Origin of the sequence: Winogradskyella tangerina (assembly GCF_003260205.1) — a bacterium.
Classification (GTDB): Bacteria; Bacteroidota; Bacteroidia; order Flavobacteriales; family Flavobacteriaceae; genus Winogradskyella; species Winogradskyella tangerina.
Map to the genome: position 1 here is coordinate 179095 of NZ_QERF01000003.1, position 22533 is coordinate 201627.

The following is a 22533-nucleotide window of genomic DNA, read 5'->3' on the forward strand; positions in this document are numbered from 1 at the left end:
GTAAAATTTGAATGACAAATATAAGTCCATAAAGGGCATTTGGCAAATAGAAACATTATGTGAATATTAAATCTTTTCCTGAGATTTATTCATGACGGATAAAGTTTTGTGGCGCTAAAATATTGCATAGTTTTGTGATATGCTTTTTTCAGACATCTTAGGACAAAAACATATCAAAAATCACCTTACAAAAAGTGTGGATTCTGGGCGTATAGCTCATGCTCAACTTTTTGTTGGTCCTGAGGGTTCTGGAACATTACCCATGGCCTTAGCTTATGCGCAATATATATTGTGTGGTAATTCTAATGGCGAAAATACTGGTGGTAATGAGGCTTGTAATATTAAATTTAAAAATTTCTCGCATCCAGATCTTCATTTTGCCTTCCCGGTAACTACGAGCGATAAAGTGAAAAGTAAGCCAGTGTCTAATTTCTATCTTGAAGAGTGGCGCCAACTTTTAGACCAACAACCTTATGGTAATTTATTCGACTGGTACAAGCTTCTCGGTGTTGATAACAAACAAGGGCAAATTGGTGTTGATGAAGCTTTAGAGATTGTTAAATCGCTCACTTTAAAATCGTATGAAGGCGGTTATAAAGTGATGGTGATTTGGATGGCTGAAAAAATGAATACTGCCGCTGCCAACAAGCTGCTAAAACTCATCGAAGAACCACCCGAAAAAACCATATTCCTATTAATTGCTGAAGACGAAGAGCAGATTATAAGCACTATTCGCTCGCGGTGTCAGGTTTTACATTTTCCGCCCTTGGCAGAAGAAATCATTACCGAAGCCTTGGTGAAAAATTACCAGGTAGAAAAAGCAGTTGCGGCAAAAATTGCCCATCAGTCTAATGGTAATTATAACAAAGCTTGCGATCTCATTTATCAAGACAGTGAGGATATTCAGTTTGAAAAATGGTTTGTGCTTTGGGTGAGATCTGCGTTTAGGGCGAAGGGCAATAAAAGTGCGATCCACGATCTTATTTCCTGGTCTGAAGAGATTGCAAAAACCGGACGCGAAACCCAGAAAAAGTTTTTAAGTTTCTGTTTGAATTACTTCAGGCAGGCCATGTTGCTTAATTATAAGGCTGACGATTTAGTGTATTTAGAGCCAAAGTCTAACGGTTTCAAGCTTGAAAAATTTGCGCCCTTTGTTCACGATTCAAATATTTTGGAAATATCTGATGAGCTTCAAGACGCCATTTATCATATTGAGCGCAACGGAAACTCTAAGATTATTCTTACAGATCTGTCTATTAAATTGACGCGTTTATTGCATAAAAAAAGCCAGGCATAATCTGGCTAGATTTTTATGATGTTTTGAAAGTCTACTGTTCAGCAGTCTTTTCGTCTTCATATTTTTTATTCAGCGCTTCTAAAACAACTTCTGTAATATCAGTGCCTTCAGTACCATATAAAACGCTACCGGCTTCATTAGCTCCAAGAATAAAAGTGTAGCCATTCGTTTTACCATAGTCTTTTATGAATGCCTTCACCTCTTTAACAAGGGTATCGATATTTTTTTGTCCTTCAGCTTGCAGTGCTTTTTCTTCACTTCCGATCTGATAGTCTTGCATCTGTTTTTTAGAAAGTAAAGCGTTATACTCCTGCTCAGCTTTCGTTTTGTTCATCGTTGCTGCTCTATTTTGAAAAAGTTGTGCTTCAATTTTAATTGCTTGATCTAAACTATCAACCTTTTTATTAAATGTATTGATCTTTGCTTGAAACTTAGCTTCAAACTTTTTCTTCTTCTCATATTCATTTACAACTTTTGAATTATCCACAAAGGCTATTTTATGTTGTTCTTGGCAAGATGTAAATCCGACTAAAAGGATTAATGCTACGATTAATTTTTTCATGTGTGCTTTAAAATTAAATTTTTGCAAATGTATAAAAGTTCGGGTGCCGAAGTCTTAAAATTTATTGTATTTATAAAATCTATTGTTAATACAATTCACAATATAAATAATTTATCGAAAGCTATTCGAAATAAAGCCATTTAAGCGCGTTTCAAAATTCACCCATGTGATTAGCCCTTGTTAATTGAGATGTGCCTTGAACGTTATTTAAATTAAGAATTCTTATGATTTAGAAAATAAATATGGGAAGAGTGCTCTTTTGAGCGTTTGGCCTTAAGATTTGATCGCCATCCCACCCAAAAAGCTTTGAATGGATTCATAAATCCGGACTTATATTTTTCCGAAAGTAAACTCACATAATAAGCATCAAAGACCATTGGTAAAATTTCTTTGAGTATAAGATTTTCCTTTTTAAATAATTCAGAAATGGAAGTTTTAGAAAAATGCCAAAGATGTCTGGGTGTATCATAAGCCGCCCAAAATTCTTTGTAATGCGCCGCATCATAACTTTTAAAATTTGGAACTGCGATGACCAAGGTTCCGTTTGGTTTTAAAAGATGCTTTAAAATTTTTATATGCAATTCTAATTTCGGAAGGTGTTCTAAAACATGCCAAAGTGTAATAACATCGAAACTGTTTTCTTCGAGATTTTTAAGATGCCCAATATTGTAGGCGGCATTATTAGTTTTTGTGTTTGCAATTTCACGAGCCTTTTCATCAGGTTCAATTCCTGTGATCTTCCAATTATCTTTCTGAGCTGTTTGCAAAAAATCACCCGTTCCACAACCAATATCTAAAAGACTTTTCTCTTCAGAACGGAAAGAATTGATAAGCTTTAGTTTTTGCTTTAAGGAGCGTTTTCTTACTAAGTGATATGCTTTTTCTAAGAGATTTCGTTTGCTGTCTGTATGCGAAATATAGTCTTCGCTCTTATAGTATTTTGAAAGATCTTCTTCCTTGGGTTGCGGAAATGTCTCCAACATATCTAAAGCCTCATTGTACAAAAGTTGGAATGTTTCGCCAGATACTGAGTGATCTTTTACGGTTAAATATGTTGGTTTGTTATTCATTTAATTAGGGCCTTAATCAGGCAAAGTAATGGTGTTTGCTTATGAATTTACAAAGGTTAAAAATATCCATAATAGATATAATACGAAGAGTAGTCCTGACACATACAATACAAATACGAGTAATAAAGAAATTGTACTTAGGCCTTTTAAAAACAGTTTAAGCTTGTTCATTTTAATTATTTGTTCCACGTGGAACACTTAAAATTACCTCCCTAAATAAACTAATAAAACTGAAATATCGTTAGGCGATACTCCGCTTATTCTTGAAGCCTGCGAAATAGTAACTGGCTGAATTTCGCTCAGTTTTTGACGAGCTTCCATGCTCATTGACTTCAACTTTGAATAATCAAAATTAGAAGGGATTTTTACGTTCTCTAAGCGATTTAGTTTGTCGGCATTATTCTTTTCCTTTTCAATATATCCAGCGTATTTAACTTGAATTTCTGTTTGTTCAATGACTTCATTATCTAAATCGTTATCCAAAACATATTGATCTACGGAAGTCACTTTACGCATATCTTCAATGGTAATATTTGGTCGTGCATACAGCTTAAACATCTTGTCTTGTTGTTTAACCTTAGCTGAATTTTTAGATTCAAGAATAGGATTTATCTCTTCTGGTTTGACACTTGTGTCTTTAAAGAATTGAACAAAAGCACTAGATTTTGATTCCTTTTCTTCCATACGCCTTAAACGCTTTTCGGAAGCTAAGCCTAACTCGTACCCTTTTGGAGTTAATCTGAAATCTGCATTATCTTGTCGTAATAACGTTCTATACTCGGCACGTGATGTAAACATTCTATATGGCTCTTCTGTACCTTTTGTGATAAGATCATCTATTAAAACGCCTATATATGCTTCATCTCGCTTTAAGGTAAAAGCATCTCGCTCTTGAACTTTAAGACTCGCATTTATTCCAGCTATTAAACCTTGAGAAGCTGCCTCTTCATAGCCTGTAGTACCATTAATTTGACCAGCAAAAAATAAACCATCAACAAGCTTGGTCTCCAATGTGTGTTTTAATTGTGTCGGTGGAAAATAATCATATTCTATCGCATAACCAGGTCTAAAGAACTTCACATTTTCAAAACCTTTAACGGATCGTAAAGCTTTATACTGAACATCTTCTGGTAGTGACGTGGAGAAACCATTCACATATACCTCAACAGTATTCCAACCCTCAGGTTCTACAAATAATTGGTGTCGATCTTTATCCGCAAATCGATTGATCTTATCTTCAATCGACGGACAATACCTTGGTCCCACGCTTTTAATTCTGCCATTGAACATAGGTGAACGATCAAAGCCTTCACGTAGCAATTCATGCACTTCAGGACTCGTATAGGTCATATGACAAGAACGCTGTTCTATCAAAGGCTTTGTAACATCTAAATAGGAAAACTTTTCAGGGTTGTCGTCACCTGGTTGTTCAATCATCACAGAGTAATCTAAAGAACGCCCATCAACTCTTGGTGGTGTTCCGGTTTTCATTCGACCCGAATCAAAACCAATGTCAATAAGTTCTTCTGTAATTCCTGTTGCTGCTCGTTCACCTGCTCTACCACCTCCAAAATTCTTGTCGCCAATATGTATAAGACCATTTAGAAAAGTTCCGTTTGTAAGAACTACTGTCTTTGCTTTAACCTCAATACCAAGTGATGTTTTTACACCGACCACTTTATCTTTTTCAATTAATAGCCCTGAAACCATTTCCTGATAGAAATCAAGGTTAGGCGTATTTTCAAGGAGTAACCTCCAGTCTTCAGCAAAACGCATTCGGTCAGATTGTACTCTTGGACTCCACATGGCAGGACCCTTAGACTTATTCAGCATTTTAAATTGAATAGACGAGGTGTCCGACACAATACCAGAGTATCCGCCAAGTGCATCAATCTCTCTAACGATCTGTCCTTTTGCAATTCCACCCATAGCAGGATTACAGGACATCTGTGCAATATTTTGAAGGTTCATTGTAATCAACAATGTTTTACTTCCCATATTCGCAGCTGCAGCCGCAGCCTCGCTTCCTGCGTGGCCAGCACCTACAACTATAACATCATATACATCGTTAAACATGATACTCTTTTATTGTTCCACGTGGAACGTTCTAATTGTCAAAAATTTTCAGTTTGCAAATATACGCCGAAATTGGCTTAATCACTAACGCTTACTCAAGTAGTAGTCTTCTTTACTGCGCATTAACGAAGCGTCTTCTTTTGTCTTATCCTTGTAGCCGCAGTAATGTAGAATACCGTGAATCATTACTCGGGCTAATTCATGTTTGAATGGCACCTCGAAATCTGAAGCATTTTCTTTAACTCGATCCACCGAAATATAGATATCGCCATGTAGTTCCTTTCCTACAGTATAATCAAAGCTAATTATATCAGTAAGTGTGTCATGCTCCAGAAATTCAACATTAATTTTATGAAGATAATCGTCAGAACAAAATATATAATTGATCTCCCCTTCTGATTTCTTTTCTTCAATTATTGAATTAGAAATCCAAACGGATAGTTCTTGTTCGTCCTCTAATTGAAAATTGGTCTCGTAATTGAAATTAATCATTCGTCTTTTTGAAATACTCCTGAATCTTCTTCTTGTAATGATTCTGCAAAGGTAAGGCTTGACGATTTAAAATTTCAATAGTGTTGAAGTATTGTTTTGCGTTCGGAATCTGACTCGGATTGGCCTTATCGAATTTCTTTTGATTTGTTTCAGACTCGCGCTTTGTGTCCTGACCCTGCATGAAGGTGGCGTTTTCTAATTTTAATAACTGATGCTGAAGATCCATCATCTTTTGTAGGGTCTGATTGGTAAATCCATAATTCAACAAATCGAGTTCTACCTCCTCCATTTGCTTGATCAATTCCCCAGCCGATTCAATTCTTCCTTCTTTAGCCAGTCGATCCTCTAAAGCTTGACGAAGCTGCTGTTGTCGTTGATAGATTTTGAACAGTTCAGCATTTTGTTCTTCGTTTCCGCCTTCACCGTATCCGTCATTTTTGTTTTCATCGCCATCTCTACCGTCTCTTCCATCCTTTCCATTCTGCCCATTGTTACCTTCATTCCCTTCGCCATTTTGTTTGCCTTCACCCTCTTGTCCGTTTTGATTACCTTCTCCCTGCTGTTTTCCATTTTCACCACTTTGACCTTCTTGGCCTTGCTGTCCTTTATTGCCTTGTTGGCCTTCTTGTTCGCCTTCTCCTTCTTTACCCTCTTTACCTTCTTCGCCAGGTTTTTCACCTTCGCCTTGTTCGCCCTCTTCACCTTCCTTGCCTTCTTCAGCCTTTTTGACGCCCTCTTCCATTTGTTTATTGAGTTCTTCCTGACTCATAATAATATCGGGCAATTGTTCACCTTCTCCTGAGCCTGGAGAAGGATTCATAGACATTTCCATATTATCGAGCACATCACTCAAGAAACTCGCTAGTTCGTTGCTCGCTGTAATGGCATATTGCTGTGAAGAAATACCTTGATATAATCGATTTTCTGTAAGTTGATCTAGCGATTTATCAATATTGAAATAAACTTCGGTAATCTGAGAGTTCACTTGTTCAGAGATTTTTGGTTGTCGCAATGACAAGGCAAAAAGACTGTCGTCAATGTGCTCAAAATGTTCTCTTAAGTTACTTTGTTCTATGATGTACTTGCCATATTTGTTATTGTCAATATCTATACTCTCGAAGGTATTCATCAACTCCTCCTGATCGAAAGAATACAATAGTAAGTTCTCTAATATTTGGCGTAGCGTCTCTGCATCTTCTTGCATTCCGCCGCCACCGCCTCCGCCACCGCCAAGCATGGATTTCATCTTTTCACCCAGTTCTTTCATTTTTTTAGCGGCCTTCTTTTGTTTTTCAGAAGCACTTTTCTGCTGCTCCTGTGCTTCTTGTGGCTTTTGCTCTTGTTGACTTTTTTCTTTTTGTTCTAGTGACTTTGTGGCTTCCTTTTGATCATATTCTATACCGTCTTTTAAGAATTCATCCACCGGTACATTCATTGGTTTTTGAAGGCGTCTGTCTTCTTGTTTTAGGTCTTCAATATCTTTCTGAAGCTTTTCAAACTCTTTATTGAGTTCTTCTTGCTTCTCCTTAGTGTTTTCTTTATCCTTCTTCGCTAAATCCTCCTGTTTTTTAGATAATTCATCTAGCTGATTGGCAATCTTTTCAGCCTTTTTCATAACGTAGAAGCGCTTGGTTAATTCTAACAATTGCTTCATGCTACGCTTCTTGTTTTTATTCTGTTTTGCTAATTCTTCAAGCTTCTGAGTGAACTCTTCTTTATTGATCTTGTCTTTTAGTTCTTCTAATTCTTCTAAGAGTTTTTCGTCTTGTCGCAGTTGCTCCTCGTTTTCCTTAAGACGTTTTTTAAGGTCTTCCTTGAATTGATCTTCCTTTTTTTCGTCCTGAAACTCTTCTAAATTATCCTGAAGCTTTTTATTGAAATTCTTCATTAATTGCTCCTGCTGCTTTTGGCGCTTTAAGAAATCTTCGAACTTCTTTTTATCGTTAAAATTAAGTTCAGGCTTTTCCTTTTGGGTTTTCGAAAACTCTTCAAGTTTTTTATCCTGCTCCTGAAGTTTCTCGAAAGTCTTGCCAATATCCTTAATGGTTTGGTTTTGCTCCTGAAGTTGTTTCTGCTCTTCTTCATCCTTCGTGAGCTTTCTATAACTAAACACACTACTTTTTGTACGCTTATAATTATGTATAGCGTCATTATCGAAAACCTCAAAATAAAGTTGGTAGCTAATGCCTTCCTCAAGATTAAATTGGTCTGGGAATGCAGAAACAAATTCACTGAAGTTAGACTTCGAAATTGCAATTGGCGATCTCACTGCATTCTCTTCGTCGTCAACAGGATAGTATACTAAGTTTAGTTTTGACAGCCCAAAATCGTCACTCGCCTGTCCGTAAAAGTATAGGCTTTGCTGATCGAGTGTGTCCTTCTGAACTTTGATGTCTAGCTCTGGATTAAGGTCCTTTACAACGCTAATGCTATAAGACAGGTTCTCGTAGTCTTTGAGATTTTCATTGCTTGTAGAAATGCTGTAATTATAATTTCTGAAAAGTCTTTTGGTGGCCTCAAATTCACCCATTTCATTTTCAACAAAACTTAAAGTGTCATTCGCATAAATATTAACAGCCTTGGTAGACTTTGTTAGTGCTTTCCAAGTTACCTTGGTGCCTTCAGGAATAACCGCTGAGCCCGTGCTTTTAAGAATCTCATCTTGTTTTTTAGTGTAGGTTGGGTAATCTAAAACCATTTCAAAATTCACCAAGTTAGGTGTATTTACAACTTCCAACTCATAAGTTTTGGAATTCACCTCATTTGCTGATAATGAAAATTCTATGTTTTCCTTGGGTAAGTTGAATGTATACTGAAACTCACCAGGTGCCAACTGCTGTAAGTAGTAAGATTGTCCGTTAAATTGAATTTGTGCACTTTCAGGAATCACATCTCCAACCGCTGAAATATTCAACTTAAAATCTTTGCCTTCAATTGCTTTTAATGATTCATTCAAAACAAAAAATTGAAAGGGCGCTGGCGGCTCGTAGGCTGTTTGATAATTTACAACACGCTCATAACTATCACTAAACCAGTTGATTTTGCCTGTTACTACGGATAATAAAATTATAGCTACAGGTATGGCCGCATACTTCAGGTATTTAGTGTTGGATCTAAAATTGATTGCCGTCTTAAACGGTATGGGTTTCAATTCTTTTGACTTCTGCTCAATACTGGCGATTAACAAGTCTGATTGCTTCGGGTTTTGTTCTAATTGCAAAACATTAAGCAGCTTGTCATTGACCTCTGGAAAGTGATTACCGATGAGTCGCGAGGCTGTTTCAAAATTAATGCCTTGGCGCAAGTTGAATAAATGCGAAAGTGGAATAGCGATAAACCGAATGAATAACCCAAGTTCAACGACAATGAAGGTCCAGAATAATATGGTTCTGGCTGTTGGGTTAAGCCAAAGCATGTATTCTACAAACAGGGTTACCAGAAAATAGAGTAAGCCGGCTGCAAAAAACAAAATGGCGCCTTTAAGAAGTTCGTTTGTGTAGTACTTCTTAATAAACTCCTGGAGTTTGGTTTTTATGGTCTCAAAATTACTCATACACTATTCTAACCAACTAAACTACGATTTATTTTAATTGTCAATTCCTTAAATTTGGTAAGATTCTGTTAATTTAGGAGCTTTTACTGTTAAATAAGACCTCAAAATATGAAAGATCTAAAATATCTCGCAGCATTTTCAATCCCAATTGTCGCTTTTTTAGGCTTAAGTTTGAAAGGTTACTGGGTATGGGCAACGCCAGTTTTTGCCTTTGTGTGTATCCCCATTTTAGAACTCATTTTTCCTGTAGATACAACAAATCTTGAAGTAGAAGAAGCAGATAGCAAACTAAAACGCAAGGTGTTTGACTGGCTCCTTTATCTAAATTTACCCATTGTTTATGGCTTAGTCATTTATGCCCTGATCTTAGTAGCAAAAGCACCTTTGCAAACTTATGAATTCATCGGGCTCATTTTTACTGTTGGGATTGTGCTCGGTGTTAACGGTATTAACGTAGGTCATGAATTAGGTCACAGACAAACGACCAACGAGCGCTTTGTTGGCAAGACCTTGCTCCTACCGTCTTTCTATATGCATTTTTATATTGAACACAATTACGGCCATCATTTACATGCTGCAACTCCTGAAGATCCTGCAACAGCGCGCTATAATCAGTCGGTGTATTCATTTTGGTTTACCTCGACTATTAGGCAGTATTTCAGTGCTTGGCGCATTCAAAAGAAATTATTAGAAAATAACAAGCAAGGTTTCTTTTCTAAGAAAAACGATATGTTTTGGTATATCATATTTCAAGCTATATATCTTGCGCTTGTTGGGTTTCTGTTAGGAACAAACGCATTGGTCTTTGCATTTTTTGCTGGTATTATAGGGTTTATACTTTTAGAAACCGTTAATTATATAGAACATTACGGATTACTTCGTTTGAAAACTAAATCTGGTCGTTACGAACGTGTGAAAGAAATGCATTCTTGGAATTCTAATCATGTTATTGGCCGTATTGTGCTCTATGAATTAACGCGCCATAGTGATCACCATTATAAATCTTCGAAGAAATATCAAATCCTCGATTGCCATGACGAAAGCCCACAAATGCCTTTTGGCTACCCAACATCAATGGTTTTGGCAATGGTGCCTCCGCTTTGGTTTAGCATTATGAACAAACGCGTACCTAAGGAAATGGTTGTTTCTTAAATCATTCATTTACCAATTATAATTCTTGGTTCTTGTATCTTGAATGCAATCAATCTATCTTTGCACTTTAATTTTTGATCATGTCTAAAAATGTGCGTGTGCGCTTTGCGCCTAGTCCGACCGGACCTTTACATATCGGTGGTGTAAGAACCGCTCTTTTCAACTATTTGTTTGCTAAAAAGCATGGTGGTGACTTTGTGTTACGAATTGAAGACACTGATCAAAACCGCTATGTTGAAGGTGCTGAAAAATATATTGTTGACGCCTTAAATTGGTGTGGCATTCCGTTTGACGAAGGCCCTGGGAAAAACGAAAAATTTGGACCTTACCGTCAAAGTGAGCGTAAAGACCTTTACAAGCAATATGCAGATCAGTTAATTGCTGAGGGCAAGGCCTATTATGCGTTTGACACTCCCGAGCAACTCGATGCGCACCGTAAAGATCATGAGGCAAACGGAAAAACATTCATATACAATTGGCATAATCGCGAAAAAGGGCGTTTAGTCAATTCACTTGTGCTTTCTGAAGAAGAAACTAAAGCAAAGATCGATGCTGGTGAACATTTCGTGGTTCGGTTTAAATCTCCTAAAGATGAAACTTTACACCTAAAGGACATTATTCGTGGGGATATTTCAATTGATACCAATGTGCTCGATGACAAGATCTTATTTAAGAGCGATGGCATGCCAACCTATCACTTAGCAAATATTGTTGATGACCATTTAATGCAAATTACGCATGTAATCCGAGGTGAAGAATGGTTACCATCTCTTGCCTTGCATCAACTTTTATACAATGCTTTTGGTTGGGAAGCACCTCAGTTTGCACACCTACCCTTAATTTTGAAACCAGAGCCAACTACTTATGTCAATAAAAATTCAGCTGAGAAATTCATAGACATTTACACTAAAGAGGCTTTGGAAGAATTCGATTATTCGGAAGCTGAGATAAAAAAACTGATTAGATTAATTTTTGAGAATCCAAAAAATATTTCTCAATCTATTAGAATAAACGAGAAAAAAGACTCTAAAATAAAAAAAGATATAAAAGGCTTATTGAAAAAGGGACTTTATGGAAAATTATCCAAACGTGATGGAGACAAAATTGGGTTCCCAGTGTTTCCTTTAGCGTGGACTGAACCTAAAACCAATGAGGTGTCGAGAGGTTATAAAGAAGATGGTTACTTCTCGGAAGCTGTTGTAAATTTCTTGGCATTCTTAGGTTGGAATCCAGGTACGGAGCAAGAAATCTTTAGCTTAGAACAACTTGTTAATGATTTTGATTTAGAACGCGTTAATAAAGCTGGAGCGCGCTTCGACCCTGATAAAACCAAATGGTTCAACCATCACTACATGCAACAGCAATTAGATCTGGCTCTGGCTGAACAGTTTAAATCTACCCAACCTGAATTACAGGACATAGATATTAATTATATCGCCTTAGTGATAGGCTTAATAAAAGAACGCGCCACATTTGTCAACGATTTCTGGGGATTGAGTCACTTCTTCTTTGTTTCACCTGAATCCTATGACGAAAAAGCTTCGAAAAAAGCGATCAAAGAAGGAACCATTGAATTGATGCAAAAAGTGATCGATATTGTTTCAGTGACTCGAGAATTTACAGTCCAAAATCTGCAGTCGAAATTGAAAGGCTGGATTACAGAAAACAACATTGGCTTCGGAAAAGTAATGATGCCTTTACGATTGGCTTTGGTTGGGGAGCTTCAGGGTCCGGATGTATTTGAAATCATGTTCTTGATCGGCAAAAACGAAACGGTAAAGCGCATAGACGCCTTGGTAAATTCGATCAAATAGTATCCTTAAAAGGTAATCAACGCTGAGAAAACCAACATGGATTGATTGCCTTTAAAGTTTGAATCTGTCAAATTTTTGTCGTTGAGCTTGTTCAGCATATTGGTGAACCCGTAAATGTATTGTGCGCGCAACTTCAAAAAGCGTAAGCCTAATGTAGCACCTACGGCACCGTTGACGTTAAATTGCGAAATATCTTCTAATTCAGCAGCTGCAAATGGTGAATTATCGACATCAACAAATAAGTTTTCCTGGTTGTCGTCTTGCAATTCAAGCTTACCGTTGTATTGAATCATTGGTCCAACATCGAGGGTAATAAGATTCTTTACAGCCTTCACGTGTAGTAACATCGCCAATTGAGCAGTAAATACTTTGTACTCTAATTGCTCACTGATAAATACAACTCCGTCAGCGGATCGAAGCCCGGAGATTTCAATATTGTTTTCAGAAAGTTGCATTCCAAAGCTAATATTATACCATTTATGAGGAATATCTGCAGTGGTTGATGCGCTGATTATCCAGCCGTTTCCTGATGTGGTTTCTAACTGGTCTGTAAGGATATCGAACTGCGTAATGCCGCCGCCTAGTGCAAAGCCATTTTTAATAGTGTAGCGCCTGTGTTGTCCGTGGCTAAGTGTAACGAAAATAACACTGAATGCTACTAATAATAAGTAATTGGTTTTTTTCATGAGATTTAAGAGCTAATTGCAACAAACCTAAGTAAAATAATTTAATATTACTTAAATTTAAAAACACGTAATCACTAACCTTTAAAAAACTTGTTATGGGTCAATATGTATTAATTCCAATTATTTTTTTCAGCCTAATCATTCTAATTTCTGCTTTTTTCATTGTGAAACAACAAACGGCTGCTATAATAGAACGCTTTGGTAGATTTGATGCTGTGCGGCATTCTGGTTTACGGGTGAAAATACCCTTAGTCGATCGCATTGCGGGTCGTTTAAGTTTGAAAATTCAACAGCTCGACGTACTTATAGAGACGAAAACCTTAGATGACGTATTTGTGAAACTTAAGGTCTCTGTACAGTACAAAGTAATTAGAGACAAAGTCTATGACGCTTTTTATAAACTAGAATATCCACACGATCAGATCACGTCATTTGTATTTGACGTTGTGCGTGCTGAAGTACCAAAAATGAAACTCGATGATGTCTTTGTGAAAAAAGATGATATCGCTATTGCGGTTAAGCGTGAATTACAAGAATATATGTTGGAATACGGTTATGACATCATTAAAACCCTTGTTACCGATATTGATCCTGACGCACAGGTGAAAGCCGCCATGAACCGTATTAATGCGTCTGAGCGTGAAAAAATTGCAGCTCAATTTGAGGGTGATGCCGCACGAATTCTTATTGTTGAAAAGGCGAAGGCTGAAGCAGAAAGTAAGCGTTTACAAGGTCAGGGTATTGCAGATCAGCGTCGAGAAATTGCGCGTGGATTAGAAGAATCTGTTGAAGTTCTGAATAAAGTAGGAATCAATTCACAGGAAGCCTCTGCATTGATCGTTGTGACGCAGCATTATGACACTTTACAGTCCATTGGACAAGAGACCAATAGTAATTTGATCTTATTACCAAACTCGCCTCAAGCCGGAAGTAATATGCTTAACGATATGGTAGCTAGCTTCACCGCTAGTAATCAGATTGGAGAGGCTATGAAAAAAGCTAAGGAAAGAGGCGAATAATTATTTTAATACATAAAATAAAACCCCAAAGCCCTCAAATTTGAGGGCTTTTCATTTACTATTTCCAGCCACAAATTATGGCCCCCATTGCTGCTAGGGTAATTACCCAATAACCGACATTAATGAGAATATACTTCCAGCCTTTTCGTTCAAAAAGGGCATTTATACCCAATACAGGTAGAACAAAAAAGAGTCCTCCTATAGCACCATGTAGAGCACCATGGCGAAAATTACGATGAGCGTTGCCAAATTCGGCCATAAAGGCCTTATAAGTTTCTGCTTCCATATCTGGATATACAATCTGAGACGCTGCAACCTGATGTATTACCATACCGTTTACGGTGAAAGAGAGCAATACAGATAAGATAAGTGTAACGCCGAAAATAACAGCGATATTACCACTTTTCATTTTTTCTTCAGTCATACCTGAAGCTTTCATCCAGGCCGTTCCGAGTACTTTTGGATTATACCAAATGGCTCCGATTACCAATGGCACAATGGCAGCCACAATTATGGCTAAAATGTTCATTTCCATATGTAATTTGATTTATAGTTAGTGCTTTAAAAGTACAAAAAAACCTCTAAGTCAAAGTCTTAGAGGTTCAAGGGTTCGGCTATTAATCAATTAACTGTTCTTAGATTTTCTTCTTTTTCAATATTGATTTTGGTTCTTTTTTAGTCTCTTCTTCGGAAGGTTGATTAAACGGAAATGACAATCCTGTACTGGCAAAAGTGGTTCCGAAATTGACATTTGCATTATAAACCTGACTAATTGCATCCTTAACTTGGTGTTCTGATAACTCTTTTAATGGATGAATAAAAACCGACCATAAAATACCGTCAGCAATCGCATACTTTACATCTAAAGCGGTGTGAAAATTGGCAATCAAAGCGGCTCTTACCACATCTTCACTCAAAGTACTAGCGTCTGTAATTGGGGAGATAATTCGCATTCTATTGTGAAGACTATCCGTTATTGAAATCATCTGCACTTCTTTAATATAGAATTGCCAAGCGTTAGATTTTCCCTGAATAGAATCACTTACCGATGTATAAATCACATCGAGCTTTTCATTCGTCATGTTTTGTGAAAAAAGGGTAACGGAATAGAAGCTTATCAGAATTGCTAAAAGTGATTTCATGACTTCTTGGTCGTAAGACCTTTTGAATCACTACAGCAAACCGCTAATTTTTTCAAAAAACTAGATCGACTGCGCCTCGGCTACCAATAATTCGTTTTTATCCTCTAGGGCCTTTGAGATAAATGCGTCTATGGCATCATTGCGTTCTAGGCCATTATTGAGTAGTTCTTTCAACGAAATCATTACGGCAATGCGAGTGCCTGCTTTTTTTACAGCAGTGCCAAATAAAGGCTCTAAATCCTCATAGCTCACTTCGGTAGCAAGCTGCTGAATTTCGGCTTTTGCCTTTGCTTGTTTTTCAGCGGGTAAATTGGTGTATTTCTTACCTAATTGCTGAATTACACTTATTGCGGGACGCTTTTGCTGAGGTTGCTTTGGTTTGTTTTGAGAATTGTTGTTCTGAGGTTTCGGCTTTTGCTTTGACCAATTATCACGCAAACCAACTGTTTTATTAAAGATTAGCTTGCTCGAAGTTGAGTCTTCATCAACCACAAAGTAACCCAGGCGCTGAAACTGAAACCGCTCTCCTACTTTAGCATCTTCTAAACTAGGTTCTAGATAACCTGTTCTCACTTTCAAAGAATTTGGATTTAAAAACTCTATAAAATCTTTATCCTTGTCGCTATCTGGAGCTTCGTGCATAAACAAACGATCATACTCTCTTATTTCCGCTGTTATTGCATGTTTAATAGACACCCAGTGCAGCGTTCCTTTAACCTTTTTAGAAGTATCTGTATCGTAGGTACAGTGTATTTCTGTGATATTGCCGTCTGCATCCTTAACAACGTTGTGTGCTTTGATAATATAGGCGTTCTTCAAGCGTACTTCGCCACCAAGTTTAAGTCTGAAAAACTTATTTCCAGCCTCTTCTTTGAAGTCTTCCTTTTCGATATATAATTCTCTTGAAAACGGAACTTCTCTATACCCAGCTGAGTCATCTTCCTGATTGTTCTCAGCCTGTAACCATTCTTCTTTATCTTCAGGATAATTGGTAATCACCACCTTCACTGGATCTAGAACCGCCATAACACGATTGGCAGTTTTATTAAGATCTTCTCGAATACAAAATTCCAGAAGGGAAACATCGATAACATTTTCGCGCTTAGCGACACCAACCTTTTTAATAAACTCACGAATAGAGCTTGGTGTGTAACCGCGACGTCGCAATCCTGATATGGTTGGCATCCGTGGATCATCCCATCCAAAAACTATACCCTGTTTTACTAAACGCAATAGATTACGCTTACTCATAATAGTGTAGCTTAGGTTGAGTCGGGCAAATTCGCGTTGTTTTGGTCTTATATTTCTACCCTTATAATTTGAGTTTATTAAAAGATGTACATCGTCAGCAAAACTTCTCATATCCGAGCTATGAATAATTATTTTTGCTCTTTTTTCTCCTACCCCCCTAATGGACTTTAAAGGTTTTATTTTCTGATAATTGATTGCATTAATTATTTCAAGATCAGAAAGGTGCGAAATTACTTTTAAAGCAGTTTCTTTACCCACCCCATGTGTTTTTAACAACGCGTTAAAAGATTTTTCTCTGTCATACATAAAAACGTGGTCTCTAAACCAATTATACAACTTACGATGTGGCTTAAACTCAAGAGAACATAAGGAGTGTGAAATTTGCTCGATATAATCACTTTCGCCGTGTGTCCAATCGTACATAGGATAAATGCACCACTTATCTCCAGTTCTGAAATGGTGAGCATAGAGAATTCGATACATAATCGGATCTCTCATAAGCATGTTAGGATCTGCCATGTCGATCTTAGCGCGAAGCACATGTGTGCCAGCTGGGAATTCACCAGCTTTCATACGTTGGAAAAGATCGAGATTCTCTTCAATGCTTCGATCTCTATAAGGACTGTTGGTTCCTACTTGCGTAGGCGTACCTTTTTGTTCAGCCATTTCCTCAGAAGTCTGACTGTCTACATAGGCTTTTCCGTCCTCAATGAGTTGTAAAGCCCAATTGTACAATTCATCGAAATAGTCTGAAGAATACAGCTCATTCGCCCATTTATAGCCCATCCAGGCAATATCGCGTTTTATAGCGTCTACATACTCTTGTTCTTCCTTAGCCGGATTGGTGTCATCAAACCTTAGGTTGACTGGTGCATTGTATTTTTCACCTAGACCAAAACTTATTCCAATGGCTTTGGTGTGCCCAATATGAAGGTAGCCATTTGGTTCTGGTGGAAAACGAAAACGGAGTTTTTCCTTAGGTAAACCATTCGCTAAATCTTCTTCTATAATTTGCTCTATAAAATTGAGAGGTGTGTACTCTGACATTTCGAAAAATTAAAGAGCAAAATTACACAAATTGTAACATTAATGCACTATATGACACCTATAGAATGTGAATATCCAAAACCAAAAAACTATGAATTACAGATGTCCAAAATGCGATAATACCACTTACGAAATCAGCGAAATGAGAGCTACTGGCGGTACTTTATCAAAAATATTTGATGTGCAAAACAAAAAGTTTACTTCAGTTACTTGTAAAAAGTGCACTTATACCGAGTTTTTTAAAGCTAAAACTAGCGCCATTAGTAATATTTTTGATTTTTTCACGAATTAAAGATTCCTGCTTTCGCAGGAATGACAGAAGGGTTATTTTTGCATTATGGGAATAATTAAGGTTGAAAACATTAGGGTATACGCACACCATGGCTGTTTAAAAGAAGAGACCATAATTGGGAGTGATTATCGTGTAGATGTAGAAGTTAAAGCTGACCTATCAACGTCCGCAAACACCGATGAACTCAATGACACGGTAGATTACGTGTTTTTAAACCGCGTGGTTCGTGAGGAAATGGCCATACCTTCAAAACTATTAGAAACTGTAGCGCAACGCATTCTAAATCGTTTCTTTAATGAGGATCAATTAATTCAAAAAGCAACTGTTTCTGTGAGTAAAATTAATCCACCAATTGGTGGTGATGTGGAAATGGTAACTATAGTCCTTTCCGAAGAACGAAAAAACTAAGCCTATATAGGGTAAAACGTATATAATTTATATATTTGCCCTCTCAATAAGGTGTCGTGGCCGAGTGGCTAGGCAGTGGTCTGCAACACCATCTACAGCGGTTCGAATCCGCTCGACACCTCAAGAAACCTTCAACATAAGTTGGGGGTTTTTTATTTAATGTGTGTCTTTAATCGGATTTACTTTATCGATCTGCTCTTTGCCTTTTTCATAAAGATCAGGAAACAATCCTTGTGTTAGAAGTAATAAACCAAACCCTAGAATTACTAGTGCAACGATCTTTTTGGTTTTAAAAATTCGCCTTGGTGTAAGTTTACTTTTAAGTCGCTTAGCTGCCGCAATCTTGAAAAGATCACAAACAAAATAAGAAACAAGCATTGTAACGATAAATACAGAAACACCGTTATCGGAGGTGGTTAGTGAAGTACCAAGTACAATGAAGCCCAACCAACCTAACAGAACTCCAATGTTTATGAAGTTGAGTAAAAATCCTTTCACAAAAAGTTTACCGTAATCTTTCTTTGGGAGTTTAATACTATGGTGCTCTCTAACTATAGAGCGAAATGATTTCGACACCTTAATAAAGGAAATAATTCCGTAAACCACGAGAAGTACGCCACCAAACACCAAAAGTTTTGGATCATCTTTGATTTTATCGAGCAATGTATCGGTGCTCATAAAAATCAGAAGAATAAAAACAATATCTGCAAGAATAACACCTAGATCAAAAATCAAGGCGCTGGTAAAGCCTTTTGTCGCACTGGTTTCTAGTAATACAAAAAAAACCGGACCAATAGTAAAGGCTAAAATAATCCCAAATGGAATAGCTGTTAAGATATCATCTAACATGTAAACTTGCGGTTTACACAAATGTAGTAAACTGAAAGGAATTTACATACGTTTAATTCTACCGCCGAGGACACGACTTTCGTCTACCAGTTTTGGTTTTCCGTAGATAAAAACATCACCACCAGCTTTGATTCTAACATCTACGTATTCCGTAGCGTTAACATAAGCTTCTCCCCCAGCATTAATACTCACCTCTGTGTCTTCAGTTACGAGGTCTTCACCATTAAAAATGCCTCCGGTATAAATTGAGATATCTTGGTTTTTTGAGGTCCCGGTGACATTAATAATTCCACCGGTAACAGCTCTAATGTTGGCATAATTGGTTTTTAATTCGGCTGTGATCTCTCCACCTTCCTGAGTTTTTAGATCGATTTCGAATTGCTTTATAGGATCTTCAACTGTAACATTAGCACCTTCGTTAGCATCAATGACTTCAACAGAAGTGTAATGAAGAATAACAACTGTATCGTTACCATCGTAACTTTCTTCAAGCTTCATTCTAATTTTAAGCTTTCCGTTTTTATTAATCACTTGCACATCCTTCCTGTTTTTACCAGAGATGGTTACTTTATTTTCGTCGGATTTCTTCATTTTAAGGTTAATGAGATCATAAACCTTAACGGTCTTAAATTCACCGATAGATTTTTCAATAGTTTGCTGTGCGTTGATGTTAAAGCTCACGGCTATAACAAGCAGAATAAGTATATTTTTCATGGATAATTAATGTTATGATTAATTTAATTTAAGCTGCAACTTTTACTGCGGTTCCGGTGACCGAAACCATGGCATAATTATGCGTTGTAAGTTCTATTTCAACTTTAATACCAACGACCGCATTTGCATTTAATTGCTTTGCATTTTCACGTAATTGCTGAAATGCTTTTTCTTTCACTTTATCAATACTATCTCTAACCGCACTAAAGTATTTAGACATACTAAAGCCCATGGCTAATTTTTCTTCATTGATAGCAACACCAGTAACGATCCCTAAATAATCGACGATCTTAAAGTTTTCTATAGAATTTGTTGTTGTTAATATCATAGTAAAATTTTGGTTGTATTTTGAATTACAAATTTAATCTTCTGAAACTGCCTTTCCAACTAAGTAAAAGTCTAAATGTTTTTTAACTAAATCTGTTGATTTCACTTTTACTATTACCTCATCTCCAAGCTGATACATTTGGTGTGTATTTCTACCGATCATTGCGTAATGTGTCTCATCAAAATCATAAGTGTCATCTTTCATATCACGAAGGCTCACCATACCTTCACATTTATTCGAAATAATTTCAACATAAATGCCCCAATCTGTAACTCCCGAAATAACACCTAAAAATTCTTCATCCTGGTGATCTTGCATGAACCTGATCTGCATGTATTTGATGGAGTCGCGCTCTGCTTTGGTTGCGAGATATTCCATATTGCTAGAATGTTTACATTTTTCTTCGTAGATCTCCTCACTAACAGATTTTCCACCATCTAAATAGTGCTGCAATAAACGATGAGCCATCACATCAGGATAACGTCTAATTGGTGATGTAAAGTGACTGTAATAATCGAAAGCCAATCCGTAATGCCCAATATTTTGGGTAGTATACTCGGCCTTAGCCATGGTTCGAATCGCTAAGGTGTCGACTAGATTTTGTTCCTTTTTACCAACGACATCAGTTAATAATTTATTTAAGGATGATGAGATACTCTTTCTGTCTTTAAAAGTAAGCTTATGCCCAAAGCGCCCCACAACTGTTTGTAGTTGTGCTAATTTGGCTTCGTCGGGTTCATCATGCACTCGATATACAAAGGTTTTTTTTGGATTTTGTTTTCCAATAAACTCTGATACTTTTTTATTCGCTAACAACATAAATTCCTCAATGAGTTTATTAGCGTCTTTACTGGTTTTAAAGAATACACCAGTTGGATTAGCGTCTTCATCTAGATTGAATTTTACTTCAACCTTATCAAATGAAATTGCTCCAGAGCCCATACGTTTTCTACGCATTTTCTTTGCAAGACGATCTAAAACCAATACCGCTTCTGCAATTTCTGGCTTTGTTTTGTATACTTTTCCTGTTAGAGATACATCTTGCGGAATTGTTGTATTTAGTTGAGATCCATCGACGGTACTCAGCGTTACATCTGGATTATTTTCAATTATTGATTGTGCTTCTTCGTATGCAAAGCGCGCATCAGAATAAGTCACTGTTCTGCCGAACCATTGGTGTTTAATTTCTGCTTTATCATTCATTTGAAACACCGCTGAAAACGTATACTTTTCTTCGTGTGGCCTTAATGAACATGCTCCGTTTGATAATATTTCAGGAAGCATAGGAACGACGCGATCCACGAGGTAGATTGATGTTGCTCGCTCGTAAGCTTCGTCATCTAAAACTGTTCCAGGTTCAAGATAATGTGAAACATCGGCAATATGAATTCCGATCTCATATAAACCATTATCTAAAACTTTATAGGATAAAGCGTCATCAAAATCTTTTGCATCTTTCGGGTCAATGGTAAAGGTTAGATCTTTACGCATATCGCGGCGCCTTGCTATTTCAGCTTCGGTAATAGAGGTATCTAGCTTATTTGCATACTGTTCAACTTCGTATGGAAATTCGTATGGAAGACCATATTCAGCTAGAATAGAATGAATTTCTGTACTATGCTCACCAGGTTTACCAAGAACCTCAACTACTTTACCATAAGGTGAATCGGCATTATCTGGCCAATCGGTAAGTTTAACTAAAACCTTATCACCATCTTCGGCCTTTTTAGTTTTATTAATTGGTACAAAAATATCTTTGTACATCTTACTGCTATCCGCTACAACAAAGGCGTAGTTTTTATTCTCCTTGATGAGAATAGTACCTACATAATCACTTTTTGCACGATTTAGTATATTGGTAATTTCTCCTTCAATTTTACCACGTTTTCTGCGCTTGTAAGCATAAAATTCTACCTCATCACCATCTAAAGCTTTATTGATATTATTTGAAGCAATAAAAACATCTTCTTCAAAATCATCGCTAATGATATAACCACTTCCTCGCGACGACATGTCTAATATTCCGGTGTAATAATCGGCAGTAACAATAGCCTTAAACTTTCCACGGTCTACCTGTTCAATTTCTTGTTTTGCCGCGAGCTTTGCTAAAGTTTTTATGATCTGATTACGACTACTAGCATCGTTTACACCGATTATAGCAGCTATTTGTTTATAGTTAAAGGATTTGTTTCGTTCTTTCTTTAGTATACTTAAAATTGTATTTGTAAGGTTTGAAATCTTATTCTTTTTAGATTTCCTTTTTTTCTTTCTTGTCATTTAATTTTTTAATCATATTCATTTCCTAAAAGTGTTAGGAATTCTTCATTTTTTTAACTTAACCAAGGTGAAGGTGAAGGTGTTAAGTTTCATACAAAACTACACTATTAAAATTTAATAATGTTTCGATAGTATTAAATAATATATAAACCAACACAAAAATTCACTTATTCACATTTATATAATACTCTATCATTTTTCTTTTAAATTTTAAAAAAATAAATAATGGTTATTATAGTGTGTTAATAGTTAGTATAACTTTTTTAATTTTTACTTTGAAAAGATGAAATTTACAGTTAGTTACGGTTTAGTTAACATTAATTTTACATCTAAGCTATTGAAAATAAAGACATGTAATTTTATTGTAAACAACTGTTGATAACTGTTGTTAATAGAAATTACTCATATGTTTTTAATAGAAAGCTGTTAATTTCGTCTACAATGGGTATGAATAACTTCCTTGAAAAAAGTGATTAATTAATTTTGAAATTCAATTTGAATTTT

The 22533-nt window shown here is 36.6% G+C and carries 19 protein-coding genes and 1 tRNA gene; 7 read left to right on the plus strand and 13 right to left on the minus strand.

Features of this window, described 5'->3' with window-relative positions; translation table 11 throughout:
• Positions 1 to 139 precede the first annotated feature (139 nt).
• On the plus strand, positions 140 to 1297 hold the full coding sequence (locus DDY94_RS06325; RefSeq protein ID WP_111683212.1) for a DNA polymerase III subunit: 1158 nt from the start codon (positions 140 to 142) through the stop codon (positions 1295 to 1297).
• Positions 1298 to 1328: 31 nt separating this feature from the next.
• Here DDY94_RS06325 and DDY94_RS06330 read toward each other — a convergent pair whose 3' ends face one another.
• The 5 genes from DDY94_RS06330 to DDY94_RS06350 form a co-directional block, all read right to left on the minus strand.
• Entirely contained in the window at positions 1329 to 1859 is a 531-nt protein-coding gene (locus DDY94_RS06330; protein WP_111683213.1) for an OmpH family outer membrane protein, read from the minus strand.
• 212 nt (positions 1860 to 2071) lie between these two features.
• Complete coding sequence (locus DDY94_RS06335) at positions 2072 to 2929, minus strand: class I SAM-dependent methyltransferase (protein ID WP_111683214.1); 858 nt, start codon at positions 2927 to 2929, stop codon at positions 2072 to 2074.
• Between the two features lie 204 nt (positions 2930 to 3133).
• Positions 3134 to 5005, minus strand: a complete 1872-nt coding sequence (gene mnmG, locus DDY94_RS06340) for a tRNA uridine-5-carboxymethylaminomethyl(34) synthesis enzyme MnmG (RefSeq protein WP_111683215.1) — start codon at positions 5003 to 5005, stop codon at positions 3134 to 3136.
• An 84-nt stretch (positions 5006 to 5089) separates the two neighbouring features.
• A complete protein-coding gene (gene ybeY, locus DDY94_RS06345; protein ID WP_111683216.1) occupies positions 5090 to 5497 on the minus strand; it encodes an rRNA maturation RNase YbeY in 408 nt (135 codons plus the stop codon).
• Positions 5490 to 9050 carry a DUF4175 family protein gene (locus DDY94_RS06350; protein ID WP_111683217.1) on the minus strand — a complete coding sequence of 1187 codons (3561 nt, stop codon included), beginning with the start codon at positions 9048 to 9050 and terminating at the stop codon, positions 5490 to 5492. The genes ybeY and DDY94_RS06350 overlap by 8 nt, the downstream gene beginning before the upstream one ends.
• 108 nt (positions 9051 to 9158) lie before the next feature.
• On the opposite strand from DDY94_RS06350, the gene DDY94_RS06355 reads away from it, so the two are divergent.
• Positions 9159 to 10202 carry an alkane 1-monooxygenase gene (locus DDY94_RS06355; RefSeq protein WP_111683218.1) on the plus strand — a complete coding sequence of 348 codons (1044 nt, stop codon included), beginning with the start codon at positions 9159 to 9161 and terminating at the stop codon, positions 10200 to 10202.
• 80 nt (positions 10203 to 10282) lie between these two features.
• Complete coding sequence (gltX, locus tag DDY94_RS06360) at positions 10283 to 12016, plus strand: glutamate--tRNA ligase (RefSeq protein WP_111683219.1); 1734 nt, start codon at positions 10283 to 10285, stop codon at positions 12014 to 12016.
• A gap of 5 nt (positions 12017 to 12021) precedes the next feature.
• Here the strand turns inward: gltX and DDY94_RS06365 are convergent, their stop codons facing one another.
• Positions 12022 to 12702, minus strand: coding sequence for a hypothetical protein (locus tag DDY94_RS06365; RefSeq protein ID WP_111683220.1), 681 nt, complete (start codon positions 12700 to 12702; stop codon positions 12022 to 12024).
• Between the two features lie 95 nt (positions 12703 to 12797).
• Here DDY94_RS06365 and DDY94_RS06370 point away from each other — a divergent pair, with 95 nt between their 5' ends.
• A complete protein-coding gene (locus DDY94_RS06370; RefSeq protein WP_111683221.1) occupies positions 12798 to 13721 on the plus strand; it encodes an SPFH domain-containing protein in 924 nt (307 codons plus the stop codon).
• Positions 13722 to 13779: 58 nt separating this feature from the next.
• Here DDY94_RS06370 and DDY94_RS06375 read toward each other — a convergent pair whose 3' ends face one another.
• From DDY94_RS06375 to DDY94_RS16265, 3 genes are all read right to left on the minus strand, one after another.
• On the minus strand, positions 13780 to 14256 hold the full coding sequence (locus DDY94_RS06375; protein WP_111683222.1) for a DUF1761 domain-containing protein: 477 nt from the start codon (positions 14254 to 14256) through the stop codon (positions 13780 to 13782).
• A 100-nt stretch (positions 14257 to 14356) separates the two neighbouring features.
• Complete coding sequence (locus tag DDY94_RS06380) at positions 14357 to 14803, minus strand: hypothetical protein (protein WP_111683372.1); 447 nt, start codon at positions 14801 to 14803, stop codon at positions 14357 to 14359.
• 120 nt (positions 14804 to 14923) lie between these two features.
• A complete protein-coding gene (locus DDY94_RS16265) occupies positions 14924 to 17161 on the minus strand; it encodes a glutamate--tRNA ligase family protein (protein ID WP_232817832.1) in 2238 nt (745 codons plus the stop codon).
• Between the two features lie 91 nt (positions 17162 to 17252).
• Here DDY94_RS16265 and DDY94_RS06395 point away from each other — a divergent pair, with 91 nt between their 5' ends.
• The 3 genes from DDY94_RS06395 to DDY94_RS06405 all read left to right on the plus strand — a co-directional run bounded on the left by DDY94_RS06395 (position 17253) and on the right by DDY94_RS06405 (position 17982).
• The gene (locus DDY94_RS06395; protein WP_111683373.1) at positions 17253 to 17453 is read left to right on the plus strand and encodes a zinc ribbon domain-containing protein; all 201 of its coding nucleotides are present in this window, start codon (positions 17253 to 17255) and stop codon (positions 17451 to 17453) included.
• 45 nt (positions 17454 to 17498) lie between these two features.
• Positions 17499 to 17861: a dihydroneopterin aldolase gene (folB, locus tag DDY94_RS06400; protein ID WP_111683223.1), complete on the plus strand. Its 363-nt coding sequence runs from the start codon at positions 17499 to 17501 to the stop codon at positions 17859 to 17861.
• 50 nt (positions 17862 to 17911) lie between these two features.
• A tRNA-Cys gene (locus DDY94_RS06405) sits at positions 17912 to 17982 on the plus strand.
• A gap of 35 nt (positions 17983 to 18017) precedes the next feature.
• On the opposite strand, the gene DDY94_RS06410 is transcribed toward DDY94_RS06405, so the two are convergent.
• The 4 genes from DDY94_RS06410 to DDY94_RS06425 are packed head-to-tail and all read right to left on the minus strand — an operon-like array spanning position 18018 to position 22029.
• A complete protein-coding gene (locus DDY94_RS06410) occupies positions 18018 to 18710 on the minus strand; it encodes a LysE family translocator (RefSeq protein ID WP_111683224.1) in 693 nt (230 codons plus the stop codon).
• Between the two features lie 42 nt (positions 18711 to 18752).
• The gene (locus tag DDY94_RS06415; RefSeq protein WP_111683225.1) at positions 18753 to 19424 is read right to left on the minus strand and encodes a head GIN domain-containing protein; all 672 of its coding nucleotides are present in this window, start codon (positions 19422 to 19424) and stop codon (positions 18753 to 18755) included.
• 28 nt (positions 19425 to 19452) lie between these two features.
• A complete protein-coding gene (locus DDY94_RS06420) occupies positions 19453 to 19752 on the minus strand; it encodes a YbjQ family protein (protein ID WP_111683226.1) in 300 nt (99 codons plus the stop codon).
• A 33-nt stretch (positions 19753 to 19785) separates the two neighbouring features.
• Positions 19786 to 22029, minus strand: a complete 2244-nt coding sequence (locus DDY94_RS06425; protein WP_111683227.1) for a ribonuclease R family protein — start codon at positions 22027 to 22029, stop codon at positions 19786 to 19788.
• Between the last annotated feature and the right edge of the window lie 504 nt (positions 22030 to 22533).

Excerpts from the sequence above, each read along its gene's own strand:
- DDY94_RS06380 (WP_111683372.1), bottom strand. The coding sequence starts at position 14,803 with ATGACGAATGAAAAGCTCGATGTGATTTATACATCGGTAAGTGATTCT.
- gltX (WP_111683219.1), top strand. The coding sequence starts at position 10,283 with ATGTCTAAAAATGTGCGTGTGCGCTTTGCGCCTAGTCCGACCGGACCT.
- ybeY (WP_111683216.1), bottom strand. The coding sequence starts at position 5,497 with ATGATTAATTTCAATTACGAGACCAATTTTCAATTAGAGGACGAACAA.
- DDY94_RS06330 (WP_111683213.1), bottom strand. The coding sequence starts at position 1,859 with ATGAAAAAATTAATCGTAGCATTAATCCTTTTAGTCGGATTTACATCT.
- DDY94_RS06370 (WP_111683221.1), top strand. The coding sequence starts at position 12,798 with ATGGGTCAATATGTATTAATTCCAATTATTTTTTTCAGCCTAATCATT.
- DDY94_RS06425 (WP_111683227.1), bottom strand. The coding sequence starts at position 22,029 with ATGACAAGAAAGAAAAAAAGGAAATCTAAAAAGAATAAGATTTCAAAC.
- DDY94_RS06375 (WP_111683222.1), bottom strand. The coding sequence starts at position 14,256 with ATGGAAATGAACATTTTAGCCATAATTGTGGCTGCCATTGTGCCATTG.
- DDY94_RS06415 (WP_111683225.1), bottom strand. The coding sequence starts at position 19,424 with ATGAAAAATATACTTATTCTGCTTGTTATAGCCGTGAGCTTTAACATC.
- DDY94_RS06420 (WP_111683226.1), bottom strand. The coding sequence starts at position 19,752 with ATGATATTAACAACAACAAATTCTATAGAAAACTTTAAGATCGTCGAT.
- DDY94_RS06350 (WP_111683217.1), bottom strand. The coding sequence starts at position 9,050 with ATGAGTAATTTTGAGACCATAAAAACCAAACTCCAGGAGTTTATTAAG.
- DDY94_RS16265 (WP_232817832.1), bottom strand. The coding sequence starts at position 17,161 with ATGTCAGAGTACACACCTCTCAATTTTATAGAGCAAATTATAGAAGAA.
- DDY94_RS06365 (WP_111683220.1), bottom strand. The coding sequence starts at position 12,702 with ATGAAAAAAACCAATTACTTATTATTAGTAGCATTCAGTGTTATTTTC.
- DDY94_RS06335 (WP_111683214.1), bottom strand. The coding sequence starts at position 2,929 with ATGAATAACAAACCAACATATTTAACCGTAAAAGATCACTCAGTATCT.
- DDY94_RS06325 (WP_111683212.1), top strand. The coding sequence starts at position 140 with ATGCTTTTTTCAGACATCTTAGGACAAAAACATATCAAAAATCACCTT.
- mnmG (WP_111683215.1), bottom strand. The coding sequence starts at position 5,005 with ATGTTTAACGATGTATATGATGTTATAGTTGTAGGTGCTGGCCACGCA.
- DDY94_RS06410 (WP_111683224.1), bottom strand. The coding sequence starts at position 18,710 with ATGTTAGATGATATCTTAACAGCTATTCCATTTGGGATTATTTTAGCC.
- folB (WP_111683223.1), top strand. The coding sequence starts at position 17,499 with ATGGGAATAATTAAGGTTGAAAACATTAGGGTATACGCACACCATGGC.
- DDY94_RS06395 (WP_111683373.1), top strand. The coding sequence starts at position 17,253 with ATGAATTACAGATGTCCAAAATGCGATAATACCACTTACGAAATCAGC.
- DDY94_RS06355 (WP_111683218.1), top strand. The coding sequence starts at position 9,159 with ATGAAAGATCTAAAATATCTCGCAGCATTTTCAATCCCAATTGTCGCT.